Origin of the sequence: Streptomyces sp. NPDC048171, from assembly GCF_043202655.1 — a bacterium.
GTDB lineage: Bacteria > Actinomycetota > Actinomycetes > Streptomycetales > Streptomycetaceae > Streptomyces.
On the sequence record NZ_JBIDAU010000015.1, the window covers coordinates 64,111 to 86,553 of the forward strand.

General features: G+C 72.7%; 21 protein-coding genes and 1 riboswitch. Of the genes, 14 read left to right on the forward strand and 7 right to left on the reverse strand.

What is annotated here, in order from left to right:
* Window positions 1-91 precede the first annotated feature (91 nt).
* Window positions 92-1,213 carry a glycoside hydrolase family 6 protein gene (locus ACGF3J_RS34340; RefSeq protein WP_161330449.1) on the forward strand — a complete coding sequence of 374 codons (1,122 nt, stop codon included), beginning with the start codon at window positions 92-94 and terminating at the stop codon, window positions 1,211-1,213.
* On the opposite strand, the gene ACGF3J_RS34345 is transcribed toward ACGF3J_RS34340, so the two are convergent.
* Window positions 1,195-2,607 (reverse strand): uracil-xanthine permease family protein, encoded by a 1,413-nt coding sequence (locus ACGF3J_RS34345; RefSeq protein WP_125490431.1) that lies wholly within the window; start codon window positions 2,605-2,607, stop codon window positions 1,195-1,197. The genes ACGF3J_RS34340 and ACGF3J_RS34345 overlap by 19 nt on opposite strands.
* A gap of 145 nt (window positions 2,608-2,752) precedes the next feature.
* Window positions 2,753-3,964, reverse strand: coding sequence for an MFS transporter (locus ACGF3J_RS34350; protein WP_161330447.1), 1,212 nt, complete (start codon window positions 3,962-3,964; stop codon window positions 2,753-2,755).
* A 124-nt stretch (window positions 3,965-4,088) separates the two neighbouring features.
* Between ACGF3J_RS34350 and ACGF3J_RS34355 the strand changes: the two genes are divergently transcribed.
* The gene (locus ACGF3J_RS34355) at window positions 4,089-5,276 is read left to right on the forward strand and encodes an ROK family transcriptional regulator (protein WP_393855548.1); all 1,188 of its coding nucleotides are present in this window, start codon (window positions 4,089-4,091) and stop codon (window positions 5,274-5,276) included.
* 51 nt (window positions 5,277-5,327) lie between these two features.
* Here ACGF3J_RS34355 and ACGF3J_RS34360 read toward each other — a convergent pair whose 3' ends face one another.
* The 3 genes from ACGF3J_RS34360 to ACGF3J_RS34370 all read right to left on the reverse strand — a co-directional run bounded on the left by ACGF3J_RS34360 (window position 5,328) and on the right by ACGF3J_RS34370 (window position 9,041).
* Entirely contained in the window at window positions 5,328-5,762 is a 435-nt protein-coding gene (locus ACGF3J_RS34360; RefSeq protein WP_237552835.1) for a hypothetical protein, read from the reverse strand.
* Window positions 5,759-6,523 (reverse strand): SDR family oxidoreductase, encoded by a 765-nt coding sequence (locus ACGF3J_RS34365; protein WP_393855549.1) that lies wholly within the window; start codon window positions 6,521-6,523, stop codon window positions 5,759-5,761. Before ACGF3J_RS34365 ends, ACGF3J_RS34360 begins: the two co-directional genes overlap by 4 nt.
* Window positions 6,524-6,683: 160 nt before the next feature.
* Complete coding sequence (locus ACGF3J_RS34370) at window positions 6,684-9,041, reverse strand: chitinase C-terminal domain-containing protein (protein WP_161331933.1); 2,358 nt, start codon at window positions 9,039-9,041, stop codon at window positions 6,684-6,686.
* A 214-nt stretch (window positions 9,042-9,255) separates the two neighbouring features.
* Window positions 9,256-9,386, forward strand: a riboswitch (FMN riboswitch).
* Between the two features lie 149 nt (window positions 9,387-9,535).
* Here ACGF3J_RS34370 and ACGF3J_RS34375 point away from each other — a divergent pair.
* From ACGF3J_RS34375 to ACGF3J_RS34415, 9 genes are all read left to right on the forward strand, one after another.
* Window positions 9,536-10,147: a riboflavin synthase gene (locus ACGF3J_RS34375; RefSeq protein WP_161331932.1), complete on the forward strand. Its 612-nt coding sequence runs from the start codon at window positions 9,536-9,538 to the stop codon at window positions 10,145-10,147.
* Complete coding sequence (locus tag ACGF3J_RS34380; RefSeq protein ID WP_161331931.1) at window positions 10,144-10,788, forward strand: nicotinamide mononucleotide transporter family protein; 645 nt, start codon at window positions 10,144-10,146, stop codon at window positions 10,786-10,788. Before ACGF3J_RS34375 ends, ACGF3J_RS34380 begins: the two co-directional genes overlap by 4 nt.
* Window positions 10,785-12,074, forward strand: coding sequence for a bifunctional 3,4-dihydroxy-2-butanone-4-phosphate synthase/GTP cyclohydrolase II (locus ACGF3J_RS34385; protein ID WP_161331930.1), 1,290 nt, complete (start codon window positions 10,785-10,787; stop codon window positions 12,072-12,074). Before ACGF3J_RS34380 ends, ACGF3J_RS34385 begins: the two co-directional genes overlap by 4 nt.
* 24 nt (window positions 12,075-12,098) lie before the next feature.
* Window positions 12,099-12,584 (forward strand): 6,7-dimethyl-8-ribityllumazine synthase, encoded by a 486-nt coding sequence (gene ribH / locus ACGF3J_RS34390; protein ID WP_161331929.1) that lies wholly within the window; start codon window positions 12,099-12,101, stop codon window positions 12,582-12,584.
* Between the two features lie 34 nt (window positions 12,585-12,618).
* Window positions 12,619-12,891: a phosphoribosyl-ATP diphosphatase gene (locus ACGF3J_RS34395; RefSeq protein ID WP_161331928.1), complete on the forward strand. Its 273-nt coding sequence runs from the start codon at window positions 12,619-12,621 to the stop codon at window positions 12,889-12,891.
* 47 nt (window positions 12,892-12,938) lie between these two features.
* The gene (gene hisG, locus ACGF3J_RS34400) at window positions 12,939-13,796 is read left to right on the forward strand and encodes an ATP phosphoribosyltransferase (protein ID WP_161331927.1); all 858 of its coding nucleotides are present in this window, start codon (window positions 12,939-12,941) and stop codon (window positions 13,794-13,796) included.
* A 19-nt stretch (window positions 13,797-13,815) separates the two neighbouring features.
* On the forward strand, window positions 13,816-14,283 hold the full coding sequence (locus ACGF3J_RS34405; protein WP_161331926.1) for a PH domain-containing protein: 468 nt from the start codon (window positions 13,816-13,818) through the stop codon (window positions 14,281-14,283).
* A 205-nt stretch (window positions 14,284-14,488) separates the two neighbouring features.
* Complete coding sequence (locus ACGF3J_RS34410; RefSeq protein WP_161331925.1) at window positions 14,489-15,820, forward strand: hemolysin family protein; 1,332 nt, start codon at window positions 14,489-14,491, stop codon at window positions 15,818-15,820.
* Window positions 15,817-16,932 carry a hemolysin family protein gene (locus ACGF3J_RS34415; RefSeq protein ID WP_161331924.1) on the forward strand — a complete coding sequence of 372 codons (1,116 nt, stop codon included), beginning with the start codon at window positions 15,817-15,819 and terminating at the stop codon, window positions 16,930-16,932. Before ACGF3J_RS34410 ends, ACGF3J_RS34415 begins: the two co-directional genes overlap by 4 nt.
* On the opposite strand, the gene ACGF3J_RS34420 is transcribed toward ACGF3J_RS34415, so the two are convergent.
* Together ACGF3J_RS34420 and ACGF3J_RS34425 are read right to left on the reverse strand one after the other, a co-directional pair.
* On the reverse strand, window positions 16,850-18,706 hold the full coding sequence (locus ACGF3J_RS34420) for an AAA family ATPase (RefSeq protein ID WP_161331923.1): 1,857 nt from the start codon (window positions 18,704-18,706) through the stop codon (window positions 16,850-16,852). The two genes, ACGF3J_RS34415 and ACGF3J_RS34420, sit on opposite strands and share 83 nt — an antisense overlap.
* Before the next feature lie 430 nt (window positions 18,707-19,136).
* Window positions 19,137-19,790 carry a uridine kinase gene (locus ACGF3J_RS34425; RefSeq protein ID WP_393855550.1) on the reverse strand — a complete coding sequence of 218 codons (654 nt, stop codon included), beginning with the start codon at window positions 19,788-19,790 and terminating at the stop codon, window positions 19,137-19,139.
* A 187-nt stretch (window positions 19,791-19,977) separates the two neighbouring features.
* On the opposite strand from ACGF3J_RS34425, the gene ACGF3J_RS34430 reads away from it, so the two are divergent.
* The 3 genes from ACGF3J_RS34430 (at window position 19,978) to ACGF3J_RS34440 (ending at window position 22,392) form a co-directional block, all read left to right on the forward strand.
* Complete coding sequence (locus ACGF3J_RS34430) at window positions 19,978-21,369, forward strand: peptidase C39 family protein (protein WP_161331922.1); 1,392 nt, start codon at window positions 19,978-19,980, stop codon at window positions 21,367-21,369.
* Window positions 21,370-21,509: 140 nt separating this feature from the next.
* Entirely contained in the window at window positions 21,510-21,650 is a 141-nt protein-coding gene (locus tag ACGF3J_RS34435) for an SCO1431 family membrane protein (protein WP_161331921.1), read from the forward strand.
* An 82-nt stretch (window positions 21,651-21,732) separates the two neighbouring features.
* A complete protein-coding gene (locus ACGF3J_RS34440; RefSeq protein WP_161331920.1) occupies window positions 21,733-22,392 on the forward strand; it encodes a TetR/AcrR family transcriptional regulator in 660 nt (219 codons plus the stop codon).
* Window positions 22,393-22,443 lie beyond the last annotated feature (51 nt).

Genomic DNA, 22,443 nt, shown 5'->3' on the forward strand with positions numbered 1-22,443 from the left:
GGGGGAGGGGGAACCGTACGTGTCAGGCCATCGTGCCCGGCGCCGGGCCGCCCGCAGGGTGGAGCGCGGACGCGCCGCCCGGCGCGGCGCCATGGCCGCGCTCGCGTCCGCCGTGGTCGCGGTGGGCGCCGCGACCGGCATGCTGACCGCGCTCGGCGACGACGGTGGCGGCGGTGCGGACGAGGCCCGTCCGGCCGTGACGCGGACGCAAGGGCCGAAGCCCCCGCCCGCCGTGCCGTCGCCCTCGGCCTCCGCGCCGGTCTCCGCCTCGCCCTCGGTGCGGAGGGCGAGCGGTACGCCCTCTCCGACGAGGACGGCCCGGACGGCGCCGTCCCGTACCGCCGAGCCCGCCACCCGCCTCTACCGGCACCCCGAGTCCCAGGTCCTCGACTGGGTCCGGACCCACCCCGGCGATCCGCGCCGGGACCTCATCGCGTCCCGCGTGGCCGGCCATCCGGCCGCCGTCTGGTTCGCCGACTACACGCCCGCCACCCTCACCTCCCGGGTCCGCGCCGTCACCTCCGAGGGCGCCGCCCGGGGCCGGGTGCCGGTCGTCGTGCCCTACGCGATACCCGGTCGCGACTGCGGCGGCCACTCCCAGGGCGGGGCGCCGGATCTGGACGCCTACGACGACTGGATCGACCGTTTCGCGGCCGGGCTCGGCTCCGGCGAGGTCATCGTGATCCTGGAACCCGACTCGGTCGCGCAGGCCGACTGCCTGTCCGCGGGGGAGCGGGCCGACCGCTTCGCCTCCCTGGCCCGGGCCGGCCGGGTGCTGAAGGACGCCGATCCCGCCGCCCGGGTCTACTTCGACGCGGGCCACTCCGGCTGGCACGCGCCCGCCAGACAGGCGGCCTGGCTGAAACAGGCCGGCGCCGCCTCGCCCGACTCCTCCGACGGCGTCTTCAGCAACGTCTCCAACTTCCACGCCACCGCCGACGAGGTCGCCCACGACCGCGCCGTCCTCGACGCCCTCGGCGGCCCGCCGGGCCTCGGCGCCGTCATCGACACCAGCCGCAACGGCAACGGCGCGCCGTCCGACGGCGAGTGGTGCGACCCGGCAGGCCGCAGACTCGGGCGCGCGCCGACCCTGCACACCGGCATGGGGCGCGTCGACGCCTACCTGTGGGTCAAGCTGCCCGGCGAGTCCGACGGCTGCCGGGGGAAGCCGGGCACCTTCACGCCGTCGTACGCCTACGACCTGGCGCGCTGAGCGCCCGGATCGTCGCCCCCGCCCTTCTCGTCGTACGAGGACGTCCCCTCGTCGAGCAGCGGCTGCTGCGTCTTGAGGTGGGCCGGGGCGAACGCCCGCAGCGCGTGGTAGCCGGTGATGACGACCAGGGTGCCGAGCGCGATGCCGCTGAGCGAGAAGGTGTCGGTGAACTCCATGCTGACGTTGCCGACGCCGATGATGATGCCCGCGGCGGCCGGCACCAGGTTGAGCGGGTTGCGCAGGTCCACCTTGGCGTTGACCCAGATCTGGGCGCCGAGCAGGCCGATCATGCCGTAGAGGATGACGGTGATGCCGCCGAGGACACCGCCTGGGATGGCCGCCACGACCGCGCCGAACTTCGGGCAGATGCCGAAGAGAAGGGCGAATCCCGCGGCGGCCCAGTAGGCGGCCGTCGAGTAGACCCGGGTCGCGGCCATCACGCCGATGTTCTCCGAGTACGTGGTGTTGGGCGGGCCGCCCACCGCGGTGGACAGCATCGAGCCCACGCCGTCCGCGGAGATCGCCGTGCCCAGCTTGTCGTCGAGCGGGTCGCCGGTCATCTCGCCGACCGCCTTGACGTGCCCGGCGTTCTCCGCGACCAGCGCGATGACGACCGGCAGGGCGACCAGGATCGCCGACCACTCGAAGCTCGGCCCGTGGAACGACGGCAGGCCGATCCAGTCGGCCTGGCCCACGGCGGACAGGTCCAGCCGCCAGTGGTCGGTGACCTTGCCGCTGCCGTCCACCGAGTGGATCTTGCCGAAGACCAGGTCGAGCACCCAGGACAGGAGGTAGCCGAAGACCAGCCCCAGGAAGATCGCGATCCGGGACCAGAAACCGCGCAGGCAGACCACGGCCAGACCGGTGAACAGCATCACCAGCAGCGCCGTCCACTGGTCCTGCGGCCAGTAGGTGGACGCGGTGACCGGCGCCAGGTTGAAGCCGATCAGCATCACCACCGCACCGGTGACGATCGGCGGCATCGCGGCGTGGATGATCCGCGCCCCGAAGCGCTGCACGGCGAGACCCACCAGGAACAGCGCGGCGCCGACCACCAGGACCGCGCCGGTCACCGTGGCGCTGGTGCCGCCCTGCGCCCGGATGACCGCGGCGACGCCGACGAAGGAGAGCGAGCAGCCCAGGTAGCTGGGGACCCGGCCGCGGGTGGCGAGCAGGAAGATGACGGTCGCCACGCCCGACATCATGATCGCCAGGTTCGGGTCCAGGCCCATCAGGACCGGAGCCACGAAGGACGCCCCGAACATGGCCACCACGTGCTGGGCGCCGAGCCCGGCCGTGCGGGGCCACGAGAGCCGTTCGTCGGGGCGGACCACCGCTCCGGGGGCGGGGGTCTTCCCGTCCCCGTGCAGCTTCCAGCGCACGCCGAGGTCCATGGTGAGGTTTCGCTTTCTCTGTACGTGAGGACGGTCCGGACCATTGTCGGGGACACCGGCCCCGCTCACGTCCCGCCCCCCTCCCGGGCTGACCAGCGCCTTCCCGGTGGCTGTCGCCCGGTGGCCGAGCCCCGGGGCGGCGACCTCAGGACTGCCGGTCGGGCACGCCCGCGTTCGACGGGCTGATCTTCGGGCGGTCCCGGTCCCCGACGCGCAGCACCTTCGCGAACACCACGAGACAGCAGGCCAGCACGGTCACCAGACCGAACGACACCACCAGGCTGGTCGCCTGGGCCAGCCCGCCGATCGCGCTCGGGGCGACCAGCCCCGAGGTGTACGTGATGGTGGCGACGCCCGCGATGGCCAGGCTCGGGTTGGACCCGGCCCGGCCGGCCGCGGCGAAGCAGAGCGGGACGACCACGGCGATGCCGAGGCCCATCAGCGCGAAACCGGTCATCGCCACCGCCGGATGGCCCCCCACGACGACGAGCAGTCCGCCGAGCGTGGCCAGGACGCCGCTCACCCGCACCACCCGCACCGCGCCGAACCGGTCCACCACCCTGTCGCCGGCCAGCCGGGCCAGCGCCATGGTGAGGGTGAAGCCGGTCGTGCAGGCCGCCGCCAGGCCGGCAGAGGTCTCCAGTTCGTCCCGCAGGTAGACCGCCGACCAGTCCAGGCTCGCCCCCTCCGCGAACACCGCGCAGAAGCCGACCGCGCCGATCAGCAGCGCCGACCTGGGCGGCAGCGCGAACCGCGGCGGCGGTTCCTCGTCCTCGGCGGGCTGGAGATCCAGCACCCACGTGCAGGCGACCAGACCCGTCACGGTCAGCACCGCGGCGGCCAGCACGTGGTGCAGCCGGGCGTCCGTGCCCAGGTGGGCGGCGAGCGTGCCGGCGGCCGATCCGATCAGCGCGCCCGCGCTCCACATGCCGTGCAGGCTGGACATGATCGACCGGTCGAGCCGGTTCTCCGTCTCGACGCCGAGCGCGTTCATCGCCACGTCCGACATGCCCGCCGTGGCGCCGTAGACGAACAGGGCGAGGCACAGGGTGAGCAGGTTCGGGGCGAGGGAGGGCAGCACCAGCGCCAGCGTCCACAGGGCCAGCAGACCGCGCAGCGCGGTGCGGGCGCCGAAGCGGTGGCTGACGCTGCCCGCCAGCGGCATCGCGACGGACGCGCCGAGCGCCGGGAACGCCAGCGCCAGCCCCAACTGGCCCGCGCTCACACCGGCGTGGTCCTGGATCCACGGCACGCGGGTCGCGAAGGAGCCGGTGACGGCGCCGTGCACGGCGAACACGGCCGCCACGGCGTACCGGGACCGCATCACCTCGCGTCGCCCGTAAATCACTGTGCTCATGGTCCACCCCTCCGTCTCCGTGCCGCGCGAGCCGCCGGCCGCGGCGTAAACTATCAGGGACCCTGCCTGATAGATAGTGGACAACAGGCGCGCCCCCGCGCCGCCGATCTGGAAGGATCCCGGCATGCCCGCATCCCCGAGCACCGCCCGGGCCATCAACGACCGGCTCGCCCTCGACCTGCTCCAGCGGCGCGGCCCGTTGACGGCAGGGCAGTTGAAGCAGCTGACCGGCCTGTCCCGGCCCACCGTGGCCGACCTCGTCGAACGCCTCACCGCCTCCGGGCTGATCGAGGTGGCGGGCGAGTCGGGCGAGCAGCGCCGGGGTCCGAACGCCAAGCTCTACGGCATCGTCGCCGGGCGGGCCCACCTCGCCGCCCTCGACGTCCGCACCGAGGGCGTCGCCGTGCTCGTCTCCGACCTGGTCGGCCGGGTGCTCGCCGAGGCGTCCGCGCCGATCGACGACGACTCGGGCACCGGCCCCGCGGTGGAACAGGCGGTGGGCCTGGTCGAGCGCGCCGCGAAGGAGGCCGGCGCCGACCGGTTGCACACCGTCGGCATCGGCGCGCCGGGCCTGATCGACCCGGCCAGCGGTGAACTCCGCGACTCCAGCGGCCTGCCCGCGTGGCACCGGAGGCTGACGGCCGCGCTCCAGGAGAAGTTCCCCGAGGCGCGGGTCGGCGTCGAGAACGAGACCAACCTCGCCGCCCTGGCCGAGCAGCGCGACGGCGCGGCCCGGGACCGGGACACCTTCGTGCTCCTGTGGCTCGGCCTCGGCATCGGTGCCGCCGTCGTCCTCGACGGCACGCTGCGCCGGGGCGTCTCCGGCGGCGCCGGCGAGATCGGCTTCATGCCGGTGCCGGGCACCTCGGGCCTGCCGTCCGCCACCGACTGCGACGGCGGCTTCCACTCCGTCGCCGGGGCGGCGGCGGTGACCGCCCTCGCCGCGGAGCACGGCCTCACCGCGACCCCGGCCGGGCCCGAGCCGTACGCGGCCGCGCTGGTCCGGGAGGCGGCAGGCGGCTCCGCCCCGGGCGCCGAACCCTTCTTGGACGCGCTGGCCGACCGGATCGTCCTCGGGGCCGCCGCCGTCGTCTCCGTCCTCGACCCCGGCTGCCTGGTGCTGGCCGGCGAGATCGGCCGGGCGGGCGCCGACGCCCTGGCGGCCCGCGTCCAGCACCGCCTCACCCGGATGTCACCCCTCGCCACCGAGGTACGCGCCAGCACCCTGGGCGGCGGCGCCGTCCTGCGCGGCGCCCTGCTCACCGCCCGCGACCGGGCCCAAGACGACCTGTTCGCCCCGCCGGAGCGGTAGCCCCGGAGAGGCTTCCGCCCGGCACCGCCTGAGCGAGCCGCCCGCGCGCGGTCAGGGTGCCGGCCGTCGCGCCTCCGCGTCCGCGGGGCCGAAGGCCGACCCGTCGGACGCCAGCCACAGCAGGACCGCGGGCAGCAGGACCGCCGCTCCCAGCAGTGCCGTGAAACCCGCGGCGCTCGCCGCGGGCAGGGGCTCCAGGTGCCGGGCGTGGAACAGGAGATGGGCGACGGAGTTCACCAGGTAGGCCACCAGCGCGGTCAGCACCAGACGCCGCTCCATCGCCGCCACCGCCGCGCATAGCACCACGGCGAGCGCGAGGCTCGCGCCGCCGAAGTCCTGGAGCAGATGCTCGTTGTAGGGAGGCAGGTGCGACACCCAGGGCCACTTCCAGAACAACTCGGGCAGCAGCACGATCCACAGCCCCAGCACCACCTGCGTACCGGCCAGCACACCGAGACCCGCCCGCAGCCACGCCCGTTGGCTCATCCGCGCCGCCCGTCCTCCCCGCCGCCGAACCGTGCCGCCAGATACTCCTCGAACGTGCCCGTGCCGACCGCCCGTCCGGGCGCCAGGTGCCCGCCCTCGCGGAACGCCCGGTAAGTCTTCCCCGCCAGCGGCACCTTCACCACGGCCCGCCTGCGTCCCGTCGCGCGCAGATACGCGCGGGCCAGCGATTCGAACGTCCGCACCTCGGGGCCGCCCATGTCGGCCACCCGTCCGGCGGGCGCGCCGGCGGCCAGTGCGGCGAGCCTTCCGGCCACCTCCGCCACCTCGACCGGCTGGTCGCGGATCCCGGCCGGCAGCGGCAGGACCGGCGCCTTGGCCAGCGCCTGGAGCACCTGCGCGACCAGGTCGTGGAACTGGGTCGCCCGCAGCACGGTCCAGCCGAGCCCCGACTCCTCGACCATCCGCTCGACGGCGAGCTTGGACCGGTAGTAGCCGTACGGCACCCGGTCGACGCCGACGATCGAGATGTAGACCAGATGGGCCACCCCGGCCCGCCGCGCCGCCGCGACGAGGCTCGAGGCCGCCCGTTCGTCACCACCGCGCGGTGAGGTCGCGCAGTGCACGACCGTCTCCACTCCGCCGAGCGCCGCGTCCAGTCCGCCACCGTTCTCGCGCAGATCGACGGCGTACGGCGGGCTGTGCCGGCTCAGCACCCGCACCTCGTGCCCGTCCGTGCGCAGCCGTTCGGTGACGAGCCGGCCGAGGGTGCCGGTGCCGCCGGTCACCAGGATGTCGGTCATGCTGCTCAGCCCCTGTCGGACGCGCGGGGCTCCCGGGTGGAGCGCCCTGTCGTCACGTCCAGTGTGTCGAGGCGGGTCCCGCTCCGCAGGTCACCGATTGGAGGGCCCGGCGGCGGGCAAGGGCCGTCGTCACCGCCGCCGGGCCGGTTCTGGCCGGGGGTCAGCAGGCCCCCAGGTCCTGCCAGACGCCCCATTCACCGGTGGTGCCGGGCTCCTCGCCCTTCGTCCACCACTTGGACTTCCACGTGTGCCCCTGGTGGGACACCGAGGTGCCACCGCCGTACGCCGTGGCCGCGTCCCAGGCCGGTGCGGCGCACTCCGTCGGGGCGGGCGACCCGGAGCCCGTGGGGGAGGGCGTGGGTGTCGGCGTCGGGCCCGGTGTGCCGGGGTCGACCACGGTCGTGCCCCGGGCGAGGTCACCCGTCAGGGCGTACGACTTCCCGCCGAAGGTCACCGTCCAGTTCGACGGCGTCGACACCGGCAGGTAGTACACGAGGTCCACCGTCGTGGAGGCCCCCGGCGCCAGCGACTGCCAGGCGGGCAGCTTCAGCGAGGCCCGGTGGTAGTCGCCCTTGAGGCCGCCCACGTTGGTGCCGGTGTGGTCGCTGCGGACCACCGAAGTGCCCCAGCCGGACTGGTCCTTGGCGTTGCCGGGCGCGGACGTGCCGTAGTCGAACCGGAACTCCGTGCCGCCGGGCAGCGCCGTGTCCGTGTTGTTGGTGATCTTCAGCTTGGGGCTGATCGGGTAGTTGGAGTCGCCCAGCGGGAACTGGCCGAACTCCACGTCCACGTCCAGCGCCTCGGACGGCATCTCGGTGGTGGCACGCCGTGCGCCGTACGGAGCGGCCGCCTTGAACGTGTCGTACATCGTGTCGGTCAGCGTCGAGCCCGGCACGTACTGCCCCTCGGCCGCGTCCCAGGCGTAGTCCCCGGCCAGTTCCCAGATCATCGTGCCGCCGATGCCGCGGTCGGCCACGTACTCCGCCTTGGCCCGCACCGACTGCTCGTCCTCCGTGGACAGGAAGACCTTCTTCTCGGCGTTCCAGAGCCAGGGCGCGACCAGTGTCGCGTCGTACTTGCGCGCGTACGTCCCGGTCAGCCGGGTGCCGGCGGGGAAGCCGTAGTCGGTGACGTAGTCGCCGACGATGCCCTTCTCCAGGTTCTTGGCGTGCCACATGGGGTTGGAACCGGCGGGCGACTCCTCGCCGTCGGTGTCCAGGTCGTGCCACAGGTTGTCGATGCCGACCGCGCCGTCACCGCACTTGGTCAGGCCGGAGCCGGCCGGGCAGTCCGTGGCGGGGGCCCGGCCCCAGAGCCCGTCGGTGCCGCCGGTGACGTTCTTGAAGCCGCGCGTGTAGTACGGCAGCCCGATGTTGATGCGGCCCGCGGGCATCGAGCCGCGGAAGTAGTGGTAGGCCCAGTCGGTGTTGAGGTAGCCGATGCCGCCGTACTGGGAGGTCGTGTAGACGCCCGCGGCGGCGAGTTCCGCGTCCTTGCCGTCGTCGAAGAGCGAGGCGTTGGGGCCGACGTACTCGTTCCAGGCGCCGTGCAGGTCGTACGACATGATGTTGACGTAGTCCAGGTACTTCTGGACCTGGAAGGTCTCCATGCCGCGCAGCAAATACCCGGAGGACGGAGCGGCGACGGAGAGAAGGTAGTGCCGGCCGTCCGCGGCACCGGCGCGGTCGAGCCTCTCGCGCAGTGTCTTCATCAGCGCCGCGTAGCCCTTGACCAGTCCGGCCCGTCGGCCGTTGGCGAACGACCAGTCCAGCGGGTTGCCCGCGTCCTTCATCGTCGTCGGGTACTCGTAGTCGATGTCGACGCCGTTGAAGCCGTACTTCCGTACGAAGTCGACGGCCGAGTCCGCGAAGGTGTCGATGCCGGCCTGGTTGACCGAGCCGTCCGCGTGGGTGGCCATCGAGTAGAAGCCGCCCGAGTCCACGCGCGAGCCGTCGTCCGCGAAGTAGCCGCCCGTCTCGGCCCAGCCGCCCACCGAGATCATCGTCTTGACGCCGGGGTGCTGCTTCTTGAACTTGTTGAGCAGGTTGAAGTGGCCCTTGTAGGGGAGGTCCGGGTCCATCTCGGCGCCCGCGACCCCGGGCCAGGTCATGCCGGTGGCCGGGTTCTTCGCGCCGTCCGAGCCCACGGAGAGCCGGTTGCCGCCGTCGACGTGCGCGAAGGCGTAGTTGATGTGGGTGATCTTGTCCCACGGGATGTCCGAGGCCAGGTACGCCGGCTTGCCGTCCTTGCCGGTGCGCCAGCTGGTGAAGTAGCCGATCACCCGGCGCGGGTGGTCCGCGCCCATCTTCTCCCGGCCGGCGGAGTCGTAGACCGAGCAGTACGGGACGTCGGTGCCGGGGGTCTCGTAGAGCCCGTCCGGACGACAGGTCTCCTGGTCGGCGGCTTGCGAGGCGGTCGCCGGGAGCCCGGCGAGGAAGAGCCCGGCGATGGCGGCGGCAGCGGCGAGGAGCGCGGGTCTCGCTCGGCGGGGGGATCTGGAACGTGAGGGGGAAGGCACAGTCGGTTCCTCTCCACGGAAGTTGCGCAGACAGTAGAGAGGACTAGACCAGAGCGTCAATAGGTATGGACCAATTGAAAACCCGCTGTGGGCAGGGCGGTTGAGGGGGCACGGGGCGGTCGAGCCCCGGTCGAGAAGCGCTCTGTGAGCCACCCCACACACTCCGTCCGCATGGACGGCGATCAGGCGTGGCACACTGGCTCTGTACCAGAAGCAGCGCACTCCGGGGTCGGTGAAAGTCCGAACCGGCGGTTACAGTCCGCGACCCGGTCGCCTCCAGCGACCGGTTGACCAGGTGAAATTCCTGGACCGACGGTTAAAGTCCGGATGGGAGGCAGTGCGCGGCGGGCGGGCATTCGTGCGCGCCGCCGATCTCTGGGCTCGCCCGTCACGGGTGGGCCCGTCCGGCGTCGCCCCAGGTGTCCTCGCTCGCGGTCTCTGTCGTTCTCGACAGCCCCGGAGTCCGTGCCCGAAGAGGCAGGAGGACCCGGGAAGTGTTCACCGGAATCGTCGAAGAGCTGGGCGAGATCACCGCCGTCGAGACCCTCGACGACGCCTGTCGCTTCCGTCTGCGCGGCCCCGTGGTCACCGAGGGGGCCCGGCACGGAGACTCCATCGCCGTCAACGGCGTCTGCCTCACGGTCGTCGACCACGAGGGTGACGAGTTCACCGCCGACGTGATGGCCGAGACCCTGAACCGCTCCAGCCTGGGCGCCCTCACCACCGGCTCCCGGGTCAATCTGGAGCGCCCCACCGCGGTCGGCGCCCGCCTCGGCGGCCACATCGTGCAGGGCCACGTCGACGGCACCGGCGAGATCCTGGAGCGCAAGCCCTCCGAGCACTGGGAGCTCGTGAAGATCTCCCTGCCCGCGAACCTCGCCCGCTACGTCGTGGAGAAGGGCTCCATCACCGTCGACGGCATCAGCCTCACCGTCGTCGACGCCGGACCCGACTTCTTCACCGTCAGCCTCATCCCCACCACCCTCGCCCTGACCACGCTGGGCCTCAAGCAGCCCGGCGACCCGGTCAACCTCGAAGTGGACGTCGTCGCCAAGTACGTCGAGCGGCTGCTGGGCGACCGCGCCGGACAGGGAGACGCCCGGTGAACTGGCTCAACTCCGAGGCGTTCACGCTCTTCGACCAGCACATCAAGTGGTCCGACATGATCGGCAACGTGATCGGTCTGCTCGGCCTCGCGCTCGGCTGGCGGCGCTCCATCTGGACCTGGCCCGTGCAGTTCGTCTCCGGACTCGTCCTCTTCACCGCCTTCGCCACCGCCCACCTCTCCGGCAGCGCCGGCAAGCAGATCGTCGTCATGGCGGTCGCCGCCTGGGGCTTCTGGCAGTGGAACCGCGGCCGGCAGCAGAGCCAGGACGGCTCCATCGCCGTCCGGTTCGCCACCTGGCGCGAGCGCGGCGTCCTGGCCGCCGCGGCCGCCGCCGGCACCCTCGCGGTGGGCGGCCTGTTCACCGCCTTCCCGACCCTGTCCTGGGACCCCTGGCCGGACGCCTACATCTTCGTCGGCACCGTCGTCGCGATGTACGCCCAGGCGCGCGGCATGGTCGAGTTCTGGTTCGCCTGGCTGCTGGTCGACCTGGTCGGCGTTCCGCTGAACTTCGCCAACGGCTTCGCCTTCTCCGGCTTCGTCTACGTCATCTACGGCGCGCTCGTCCTGTGGGGCCTGCGCGACTGGTGGCTGCGCTCCCGCACCGCGGCGCGGCCCGTCCCGGAAGGAGCGCCCGCATGAGCACCGCACCCATCCTGTACAGCCCCGACGGCATCGACGACCTCTCGCTCGACCCGGTCGAGCGGGCCGTCGCCGACATCGCCGCCGGACGCCCGGTCGTCGTCGTCGACGACGAGAGCCGCGAGAACGAGGGCGACCTCGTCATCGCCGCCGAGAAGGCGACCGAGGAGATCGTCGCCTTCATGATGAGCGAGTGCCGCGGCCTGATCTGCGCCCCCATGGAGGGCGACGAACTGGACCGGCTCCGGCTCCCGCAGATGGTCGACGACAACACCGAGTCGATGAAGACCGCCTTCACCGTCTCCGTCGACGCCACCGCTGCCCACGGCGTGAGCACCGGCATCTCGGCCTCCGACCGCGCCACCACCCTCCAGCTCCTCGCGAGCGGCACCGCCGAACCCACCGACCTGGTCCGCCCCGGCCACATCTTCCCGCTGCGCGCCCGCTCCGGCGGCGTCCTCGTCCGCGACGGCCACACCGAGGCCGCCGTCGACCTGGCCCGCCTCGCAGGGCTGCGCCCGGCCGGCGCCATCGTCGAGATCGCCGGCGAGGACGGCCGTATGCTGCGGCTGCCCGAGCTGATCCCGTTCGCCCGCAAGCACGGCCTGACGATCATCTCCATCGAGGACCTCATCGCCTACCGGCGCAGCGCGGAACCCACCGTCCGCCGCGAGGCCGAGGTCCACCTCCCCACCCGGCACGGCGAGTTCACGGCGTACGGCTACCGCTCGACCGTCGACGGCGTCGAGCACGTCGCCCTCGTGCACGGCGAGATCGGCGACGGGAAGGACGTCGTCGTCCGCGTCCACTCCGAGTGCCTCACCGGCGACGTCTTCGGCTCCCAGCGCTGCGACTGCGGCCCCCAGCTCGACGCCTCCCTGGACCGCATTCAGGCCGAGGGGCGGGGCGTGGTCGTCTACCTGCGCGGCCACGAGGGGCGCGGCATCGGCCTGATGTCCAAGCTGCGCGCCTACGAACTCCAGGAGCGCGGCCGGGACACCCTCGACGCCAACCTGGAACTGGGCCTGCCCGCCGACGCCCGCGACTACGGCGCCGGCGCCCAGATCCTCCAGGACCTCGGCGTACGCTCCGTGCGCCTGATGACCAACAACCCGGACAAGAGCGACGCCCTCGTCCGGCACGGCATCGACGTCACCGGCCGCGAGCCGATGCCCGTCCAGGCCGGTGAGCACAACCTCCGCTACCTGCGCACCAAGCGGGACCGGATGGGACACGACCTGCCCTGGCTGGACACGAAGCCCGTGTCCACCTGCGGCAACCAGTAAGCAAGCAGCAACGCGAGGAGCGACGTGAGCGGCAAGGGTGCACCGGAACTGTCCGTACGCAACGTGGGGGACCTGCGGGTCGCCGTCGTAGCGGCACAGTGGCACGACCAGGTGATGGACGGACTGGTGGACGGCGCCCTGCGCGCCCTGCACGACCTCGGTATCGACGAGCCGACCCTGCTCAGGGTCCCCGGCAGCTTCGAGCTCCCGGTGGTCGCCAAGGTGCTGGCGGGCCGCGGTTACGACGCGGTCGTCGCCCTCGGCGTCGTCATCCGCGGCGGCACCCCCCACTTCGACTACGTCTGCCAGGGCGTCACCCAGGGCCTGGTCCAGGTCTCCGTGGAGACCGGCGTCCCCGTCGGCTTCGGCGTCCTCACCTGCGACACCGAGGAGCAGGCCCTGGACCGCGCCGGGCTGGAAGGCTCCAGCGAGGACAAGGGGCACGAGGCGGTGACCGCGGCCGTCGCCACGGCGGCCACGCTCCGCTCAGTATCCGAACCGTGGCGCTAGCCCCGTCGGCACTACGCGTAAAGTGGGCGCCACCATGTCCAATAAGACGTTCGAGGAGCTCTTCACCGAGCTCCAGCACAAGGCCGCAAACGGCGACCCCGCCACCTCCCGCACCGCCGAGCTGGTGGACAAGGGGGTCCATGCCATCGGCAAGAAGGTCGTCGAGGAGGCCGCCGAGGTCTGGATGGCCGCCGAGTACGAGGGCAAGGACGCGGCTGCCGAGGAGATCTCGCAGCTGCTGTACCACGTCCAGGTGATGATGGTCGCCCGCGGCATCTCCCTGGACGACGTCTACGCCCACCTGTAAGCCCAGCACGCCCCCCTGCCCCACTCCACGCAAAGGAAGCCGACCTCATGCTGCGCATCGCCGTCCCCAACAAGGGTTCCCTCTCCGGCCCTGCGGCGGACATGCTGCATGAGGCCGGCTACCAGCAGCGCCGCGAGTCCAAGGAACTGCGCGTCGTCGACCCGACCAACGAGGTCGAGTTCTTCTACCTCCGGCCCCGCGACATCGCGATCTACGTCTCCTCCGGCCAGCTGGACATCGGCATCACCGGCCGGGACCTGCTGATCGACTCCGGCGCCGACGCGGAGGAGATCCTGCCCCTCGGCTTCGCCCGCTCCACCTTCCGCTTCGCCGGAAAGCCGGGCGCGGCAGGCGGCGTCGAGGACCTCAAGGGCCGCACCGTCGCCACCTCCTACGAGGGCATCGTCGCCGCCCACCTCGCCGATCGGGGCATCGACGCCTCCGTCGTCCACCTCGACGGCGCCGTCGAGACCGCCATCGAACTCGGCGTGGCCGAGGTCATCGCGGACGTCGTGGAGACCGGCACCTCCCTGCGCAACGCGGGTCTGGAGGTCTTCGGCGAGCCCATCATGAAGTCCGAGGCCGTCGTGATCCGCCGCGCGGGTGCCGAGCCCGACGAGACCACCGAGCCCAAGGTCCAGCAGTTCCTGCGCCGCCTCCAGGGCGTCCTGGTCGCCCGGACGTACGTGATGATGGACTACGACTGCCGGGTGGAGCAGCTGGAGAAGGCCGTCGCGCTCACCCCCGGCCTCGAGTCCCCGACGGTCTCCCCGCTGCACAACGAGGGCTGGGTCGCCGTCCGCGCGATGGTCCCCGCCAAGGAGGCCCAGCGGATCATGGACGACCTGTACGAGATCGGCGCCCGGGCCATCCTGACCACGGCCATCCACGCCTGCCGTCTCTGAGCCCGCCCGGAGCGACGCCATGCCCGACACCACGCCGGACCTGCCCGCCCTGCCCGTCACCTTCCGGCCGGGCCGCACCCGTGCCGTCCTGATCGTCCTCGCCGTCGTCACCTTCGCGACCATCACGGCGGTCGGGACGGTGCTCGGCGGCCTCGGGACGGGCGAGCGCCTCAGCTTCGTGCTGACGGCCCTCCTCCTGGCCGGCGGACTGCTCCTGCTGGCCCGGCCCCACGTCGCCGCCGACGCGACGGGTGTCACGGTCGTCAACCTGACCACCAGGCGGCGCCTGGCCTGGCCCGAGATCCTCCGGGTCAACCTCCGCCACGGCGACCCCTGGGTCTTCCTCGACCTCAGCGACGGCACCAGCCTGCCCGTACTCGGCATCCAGCCGGGCATCGCCAAGCAGCGCGCCATCGCCGACGCCCGCGCCCTGCGCGCCCTCGTGGAGGCCCGGTCCGGCGCCCAACCCGATCCGACGCGTGACTGACACCGCGCCGCGAGCCCTGCCGCCGGCGCCCTTTTCCTGATTAATCTGGGAACGACAGACGCGCCCGCCGCGTCCTCGCCCCTGCCGCTCCGCCCGGTGCGCGGGGGTTCCTGCTACCCGAGGAGTGACTCCCTCCGGCGATGGACGGACCGTCCTTCAGTACCTGCGCCGCCCCCTGTCGTGACATCCCGCAGGCGGCGGCATCATGACCACCCCCCTGCTGCTCCTCGCAGCCGCGTTCCTGCTGATCCTCGCCAACGGCTTCTTCGTCGCCGCCGAGTTCGGCCTCGTCACCGTCGAACGGCCGGACGCCGAACAGGCCGCCGCCGACGGTGACCGGCGGGCCCACCGGGTCGTCGAATCCCTCAAGGAGCTGTCCTTCCAGCTCTCCGGCACCCAGCTCGGCATCACCATCACCTCCCTGGTCGTCGGCATGCTCGCCGAACCGGCGCTCGCCCAGCTCTTGGACGGCCCGTTCACGGCCATCGGCGTCCCCGACGGCGCCGTGCCCGGCGTGTCGGTCGTCGTCGGCATGCTGCTGGCCTCGGCGGTGCAGATGGTGATCGGCGAGCTGGTGCCCAAGAACTGGGCGGTCTCCAGGCCCCTCCAGGTCGCGCGCTTCGTCGCCGGCCCGCAGCACGCCTTCGCCCGGCTCTTCCACCCCGTGATCGCGGCCCTGAACTCCGTGGCCAACCGCCTGGTCCGCGCACTCGGCATCGAGCCCGCCGAAGAGCTGGCCTCCGCCCGCACCCCCGGCGAACTGGTCTCCCTGGCCCGGCACTCCGCCCGCGCCGGCGCGCTGGAGCAGGGCACCGCCGACCTCTTCGTGCGGACCCTCTCCCTGGGCGACCTGACCGCCCAGCACGTCATGACCCCGCGGGTGAAGGTCAGCGCCCTGCACTCCTCGGCCACCGCCCAGGACGTGGTCAACCTGACCCGCGCCACCGGCCTGTCCCGCTTCCCCGTCTACCGGGAGAGGATCGACGAAATCGTCGGCATGGTGCACCTCAAGGACGCGCTCGCCGTCCCCGCCCACGACCGGATGCGCGTCCTGACCGGCCGGATCGCCCGTCCGGCGCTGCTCGTCCCCGAGACGCTGCCCGTCCGGCCGCTCCTCGCCCGCCTGCGCAGCGAGCAGCCCGTCGCGGTCGTGGTCGACGAGTACGGCGGCACGGCCGGCCTCGTCACGCTGGAGGACATCGTCGAGGAGATCGTCGGCGAGGTCCGCGACGAGCACGACGGCCTGGACGCGCCCGAACTGGCCCCCGCCCCGCCCGAGGACGGCCGCCCCGCCTGGGACGTCGACGGCAGCTGCCGCGTCGACGCCCTGCGCCGCGTCGGCCTCGAAGCGCCCGACGGACCCTACGAGACCGTGGCCGGGCTCGTCGCCGACCTGCTGGGCCGCATTCCCGCCGTCGGCGACCGCGCGGAACTGCCCGGCTGGCGGCTCTCCGTCCGCCAGGTCGGCCACTACCGCGCCGAACGGATACGGCTGGTGCGCACGGCGCCGGTCCCCGTGCCGGAGGCCGCCCGATGAGCGTCCTGCAACTGCTGTTCGCCGCGCTGCTCGTGCTCGCCAACGGGTTCTTCGTCGGCGCCGAGTTCGCGCTGGTCTCGGTGCGCCGCAGCCAGATCGAACCACTCGGCACCGCCCGCGCCCGCCAGGTGCTGTACGGACTGGAGCGGCTGCCGCGGATGATGGCCGCCGCCCAGTTCGGGATCACCGTCTGCTCGCTGACACTCGGCGCCGTCGCCGAACCGACCGTCGCGCATCTGCTGGAGCCCGCCTTCGCGTGGATCCACCTGCCGCACGGCATGATCCATCCGCTCGGCTATGTCTTCGCGCTGGCCGTCGTGGTCTTCTGCCACCTCGTCATCGGCGAGATGGTCCCGAAGAACCTCGCGATGGCCGCCCCCGAGAAGGCCGCGCTGTGGCTCAGCCCCGGCCTGGTCGCCTTCGCCCGCCTGTGCGGACCGGTCACCGTCGCACTCGGCGCCTGCGCGCGGGTCGTCCTGCGGCTGTTCCGCGTCGAGCCCAAGGACGAGGTCGAGGCCGTCTTCACCAGCGAGCAGCTCAACCGCCTGGTGGAGGACGCCGGCCAGGCCGGCCTGCTCGACCCGGAGGAGCAGGAACGCCTGGAGGACGCCCTGGAACTGGGCTCCCGCCCGGTCACCGACGTACTCCTCAAGAGGGAGTCCCTCGTGACGGTCGGCCCCGCGGTCACCCCGGCCCGGATCGTCGCGCTCACCGCCCGCACCGGGTACTCGCGCTTCCCGGTTGCCGCCGGACAGGGCGCCTTCATGGGGTACCTGCACGTCAAGGACGTCCTCGACCTGGAGGAGTCCGAGCGGGCCGTGCCCCAGCACCTCTGGCGCCCGATGACCACACTCCGCCCCGAGCTGCCTCTCGACGACGCCCTCACGGTGATGCGCCGCGCGGCCACCCACCTGGCCCAGGTGACGGACGCCTCCGGCCGGGTGCTGGGCCTGGTCGCGCTGGAGGACGTGCTGGAGCTGCTGGTCGGGGAGGTCAGGGACCCGGCCCACCGGGTGGTGACGCCGCACCTCACCCGGCCGGCGGATCCTGCGGCCCCCGCCCCGACAGCACCTCCCCATACGCCTGCATCAAGTCCGGCAGCCGCAACGTAGCCAGGTCGTCCCGGGTCAGCTCACCGGGATAGACCGACAACCGCAGATCCCGGTAGGCGCAGCTCTTCTCGTACAGCGTCCGCAGGAACCGCCCGTTGCCCAACTCGTCGATCCACCCCTGGTCCACCACGTGCCCGGCGATCGAACGGAGCTCGTCCAGCGCCTCCTCGTCCCACCCGTCCCCGTTCTCGGCCGCGAGCACCTCACCGATCGAGGTCAGCTCCAGCGGCCGGTACGAGGGGAAGTCGACGCGGGAGGTGAAGCGGGAGGACAGCCCCGGGTTGGCGGCGAGCAGCCGGTCCATGCCCTCGGGATAGCCGGCCAGGATCACCACCAGGTGGTCGCGGTTGTCCTCGGCGCGCTTCAGCAGCACCTGGAGCGCCTCGTCGCCGTACGCGTCGCCCTTGCCGTAGCCGGAGTTGGAGAGCGAGTAGGCCTCGTCCACGAAGAGGACGCCGCCGAGCGCGGAGTCGATCAGTTCGTTGGCCTTCACGGCGGTCTGGCCCAGGTACTCGCCGACCAGGTCGGCCCGCTGCGCCTCCACCAGGTGGTCGCCGCCGAGCAGGCCGAGGGCGTAGAAGACGCGGCCCAGGATGCGGGCCACGGTGGTCTTGCCGGTGCCGGAGGGGCCGGAGAAGACGAAGTGACGTTTGGGCGGCTGGACCGGCAGGCCCTGCCCGGCGCGCAGCCGCGCCATGTTCAGCTGTGCGGACAGCGCCTTGACCTGACGCTTCACCGGCTCGAGTCCCACCATGCGCTCCAACTCGGCGAGCGCCTCCTCCAGCAACGCGGGATCGGTGGGTCCGGTCGGCAGGGCCGGATCGGGCCCGTCGGCCTTCTGGCGCACCGGCGGTTGGCTCAGCGCGGCCAGTGGCGCGGCAGGCGTGGACCCGGGGGCGGAGACCTTGAGGTCGCGCTCCTCGGTGCCGAAGAGCGGGTCGAGACCGTCCAGGCCGTCCACACCCGGGCCGGCTCCCGCGAGGCCCGCGAGGTCGGCGGCGTCGTCGTAGCCGTCGCTCTCGTCGATCGCCGCCAGCCGGGCCGAGGTGTCCATGAACGACGGGTCGACGCGGTGCACGGCCCGGTACAGCGGGAGCGCCGCTGCGCTGCGGCCCGTGCCCTCGTGGGCCCGCGCCAGCCAGTAGCGCAGTTCCTTGCGCTGGGGCTGCTCGCTGCGGCACCGCATCAGGGCGGCCGACAGCAGCGGCTCGGCCTGTCCGAACATCTCCAGGCGGACCCGGGCCATGCCGCTGAAGAGGCCGGCCTCGATGCCCAGCAGGGGATCGCCGAGCAGGGGGTCGGTGTGCCGGACGAGCTGCTCCCAGTCCTTGACGAGGTAGGCGCGGCAGGCGTGCAGGAAGCGGACCTGGGAGTCGGTGTCGACCGGCGGCAGCCCGGCCAGCGCCCGGTCCAGTTCCGGGACGTGGCGGCCGTCCAGCCAGTGGGAGGCGTGCGCGAGCAGCAGGTCGCGCGGGTTCTCCAGCACGGGCTGCACCCACCAGCCCAGCCAGTACCAGGAGTTGAGGGTGCGGCGGTGGCGGGCGCGCTGCTCGCCGAAGCGCTCCCGGTTGCGGAACATCCGCAGCAGGGAGTTCGTGGTGTCGACGCGCAGGGCGTGCAGTCCCAGCCAGCCGTCGGCCATGGTGGGGTCGATGCGCACCGCGGTCCGGAACTCCTCCTCCGCCTGCGGGTAGGCCCCCATGGTGTAGGCGTCCACGCCGCGCAGCCAGGCGAGGTCGGCCGGGGCCTGCGGGCCCCGCGCGCCGAAGTCCATCCCGTCCCCCACCTACCGTGCCCCCGTCGGTATGCCGCCGAGCCGTCGCCCGTCGGCCGCCTCGGTCAACGGCTGCACCGAGGACCGGAGTTGCAGGTGCGCGCGGCAACCGCCCGTCGGTCGCACCGAGGGCATCGTACCCGCGGCGCCCGGTCCTCCGAAGGGTGCGGGGAGCCGTCGTTCCGCGAGGTGGGAGTGGCTGGAACTGACGACCGGATGGTGACCGAGGGTGAGCGTCCGGCGTCACGGAGCACCCGGAAAACGGGCTCAGGGCAGAACGAAGCCCCCGATCACGGGGGAACAACCGGGGGCTTCGCGTCTGTCGGCGGCTTCGAACTGCCGCACATTCAGAACGTAAGACCTGTACGGCCCCTGGGTCAAGCGGAGTTGGGGCGCGCCCGCGGGTTGCCGGGGCGCGATCTTCACGAGTTCAGCACATTGCCGACGGCCCGTCACCCTGCGTGAAAAAATGGGGTCCGCAAGTAGTCCCCGTCGGCCCCGGCAGCACCTCGTACCCCTCCTCCCTCTGCCGTACCAGGCAGTGCGCGAAGGGGCGCGAGGGGTCGTCCGCGAGGTGGCGGCGCTCCGCCGGGACCCATCCGTCCCAGAACTCCCGCTGTTCCGCTCCGTCGCGCGCCCGGCCGCGGGCCCACGCCTCCTCGGCGGGCAGGTCCATCCAGAACAGCAGCGCCAGGTGCGGGCGCAGCGCCCGCCGGCCCGCGCCGACCCCCTCGACCAGTACCACCGGCGCGGGCGGCAGCGGACGCGCCTCCCCGAAGCGCCGGGAGCGCCAGTCGTAGGGGGTGTAGTGCGCGGTGTCCCCGTGCCGCAGCGGCTCGATCACCTGGCCGAGCAGCCGTGCGGTCCAGTCGAAGAGTTCGTCGTGACTGGCGATGTCGTCGAGGCGGAGCACCGGTGCGCCGTCCAGCCCGGCCGCCAGCCGCCCGGCGAACGTGGACTTCCCGGATCCGGCGTGCCCGTCGACGCCGATCAGGCGCACGGGCCCGCAGGAGGGCGGAAGCCGGCGGAGCCGGGCGGCGAGGTCGTGGATGACGGATCCTGTGCGGGACGAGGGGGCGGACACGTTTCGCCTCGCACTCTAACCGGGCCCCCGACCCGTCCCCACCTCGCCGTTCGTGCCACAGGTCGACACCAATGTTCGTGGCGTGGCGTGCGCGGAAGTGCTGGCAGGAGCGTGCGCCTGCGGTCATAGTGGGCGCACGACCGTGCAACGGACCCGCCCGACTCGGACACCTGGGGGTCTCCCGCCCATGAGCAGAGCCGAACAGCCGTCCCGCAGAGCCGTCCTGGCCGCCGCAGTAGCCGCAGCCGCCGTGGCCGGTGGCGCGGTCCCGGCCACCGCCGAGGCCGCCGCGTCCGGCGCGGGCACCGGTGGTGGCGACGGGGACACCGGCCGTGCCCCCGCCCGCCGGGTCGACTACCGCGCCTGGACGACGTACAGCGACTGGCGGCGCGGTACCACCCGGGGAGCCCGGGTCGCGGCGGGTTCCCGGCCCGGCGTGACGATCGGCACCCCGGGCGGCACCACCGACTACACCGACCCGCACACCGGCACCACCGCCGCCTGGGAGTACGCCACCTGGACCTCGCCCGTCCACCGGCTCGCCGTGCCCTCGACGGAGGCCATCGCCTCCTGGAACGCACACACCCCGAGCGGCACCTGGATCCAGGTCGAGCTGCGGGGCACCTACTCCGACGGCACGGACACGCCCTGGTACGTGCTGGGCCGCTGGACCGCGGGCGACGGCGACCAGGACATCCGCCGCACCTCGGTCGACGACCAGGGCGACGGCAGGAGCAGCGTCTGGACGGACACCTTTGCGATCGACGACGCGGCCTCGGGCCTCCGCCTGGCCTCCTACCGGCTCCGGCTCACCCTGTACCGGCGCCCCGGCACCCGGAGCGCGCCCACCGTCTGGCGGCTCGGGGCGATGGGCTCCGACGTCCCCGACCGCTTCACCGTCCCGGCCTCCGCGCCCGGCCTCGCCCGTGAACTGCGCGTCCCGCGCTACTCGCAGGAGATCCACAAGGGCCAGTACCCCGAGTACGACAACGGCGGCGAGGCCTGGTGCAGTCCCACCTCCTCGCAGATGATCATCGAGTACTGGGGCGGCAGGCTCACCGAGGACCAGCTCTCCTGGGTCGACCCCTCCTACGCCGACCCGCAGGTCTGCCACGCGGCCCGGTACACGTACGACAACCAGTACTCGGGCTGCGGCAACTGGCCGTTCAACGCCGCCTACGCGGCCACCTTCAAGGGCCTCCAGGGCGTGGTGACCCGCCTCGGCTCCCTCGCCGACCTGGAGACACTGATCGAGGCCGGCATCCCGGCCATAACGTCCCAGTCGTTCCTGGAGAAGGAGCTCACCGGTGCGGGGTACGGCACCTCGGGCCACCTGATGACCGTGATCGGCTTCACCGCCGACGGGGACGTGATCGCCAACGACCCCGCCTCGGACGACAACGAGGCGGTGCGACGCGTCTACAGGCGGCGCGAGTGGGAGAACATCTGGCTGCGGACCAAGCGGTACAACGCCGACGGCAAGGTCGTCTCCGGCACCGGCGGCGTCTGCTACCTGTACTTCCCGGCCCACCCGAGCGCGCGCCAGCGCAGGGCGCTCGCGGCGGTGGGTGTGCGCTGACGACGCTGGAAGGCCCCGGCGGCGGCCCGCCGCCGGGGTCTTCGCTGTGACCAAGGTCTCCGGCGCAAAAGCCGCTGTCAGTGGCAAGGTGGACAGGACCGCGGGGGGATCCACCGAACGCCCGAGATCAGTGAGAAGCCATGACCGCACACACCGCCACCGCCGCCCGTGTCCGCACCGGCGGCCCCAAGGACGACGGTCCGAAGATTCTCGAGCACGTCATGGGCTGGACCCTCGTCGTGGTGGTCGCGATGCTCGTGGTTCAGCTGGGGCTGCTGTGACGTGACCGGCGTGTGACCTGCCCCACGACCCGACCTGCCATACTGCGGATGTCCCGCCGCCCGTAGGAGACCAGGGTCGAAATTGAATATCAGTCAACAGCGTGCCGACGCCCGTCCCCGGGCGCGCGGCACCGAGCGGTCGCTGGCACGTCGCGCCGAACTCATCGGCATCGGGCGGAGGTTGTTCGCGGACACGTCCTACGACGCGCTCTCGATGGACGACATCGCCCGCCAGGCGCATGTCGCCAAGGGGCTGATCTACTACTACTTCCAGTCCAAGCGGGGCTACTACCTGGCGATCATCCAGGACTCCGTCGCCGACCTGGTCACCACCGCCGCCCGGGGCACCGAACTGCCGCAGGTGGACCGCGTGCAGCGCACCATCGACGGCTACCTGCGCTACGCCGAGCACAACCAGGCCGCCTACCGGACCATCGTCAGCGGCGGGGTCGGCTTCGACACCGAGGTGCACGCCATCCGGGACGGGGTGCGCGAGGCCATCGTCGCCACCATCGCGGAGGGGGCGTACGGCCGCTCCGACATCGGGCCGCTGGCCCGCATGGGCCTGCTCGCCTGGGTGTGCAGCGTCGAGGGCGCCACCCTCGACTGGATCGGCCGGCCCGGACTGCCCCGCGAGACCATGCGCGAACTGCTGGTCAAGTCGCTCGGCGGCACGCTGCGCGCCATCGAGGAGCTGGACCCCGCCTACCCGGCCCCGGAAGCCGCCCGCCGCGACACCTGACGAAGGGGCGGAGGCCCGAGCCGGCCTCCGCCCCCGCCCCCGTGCGCCGGG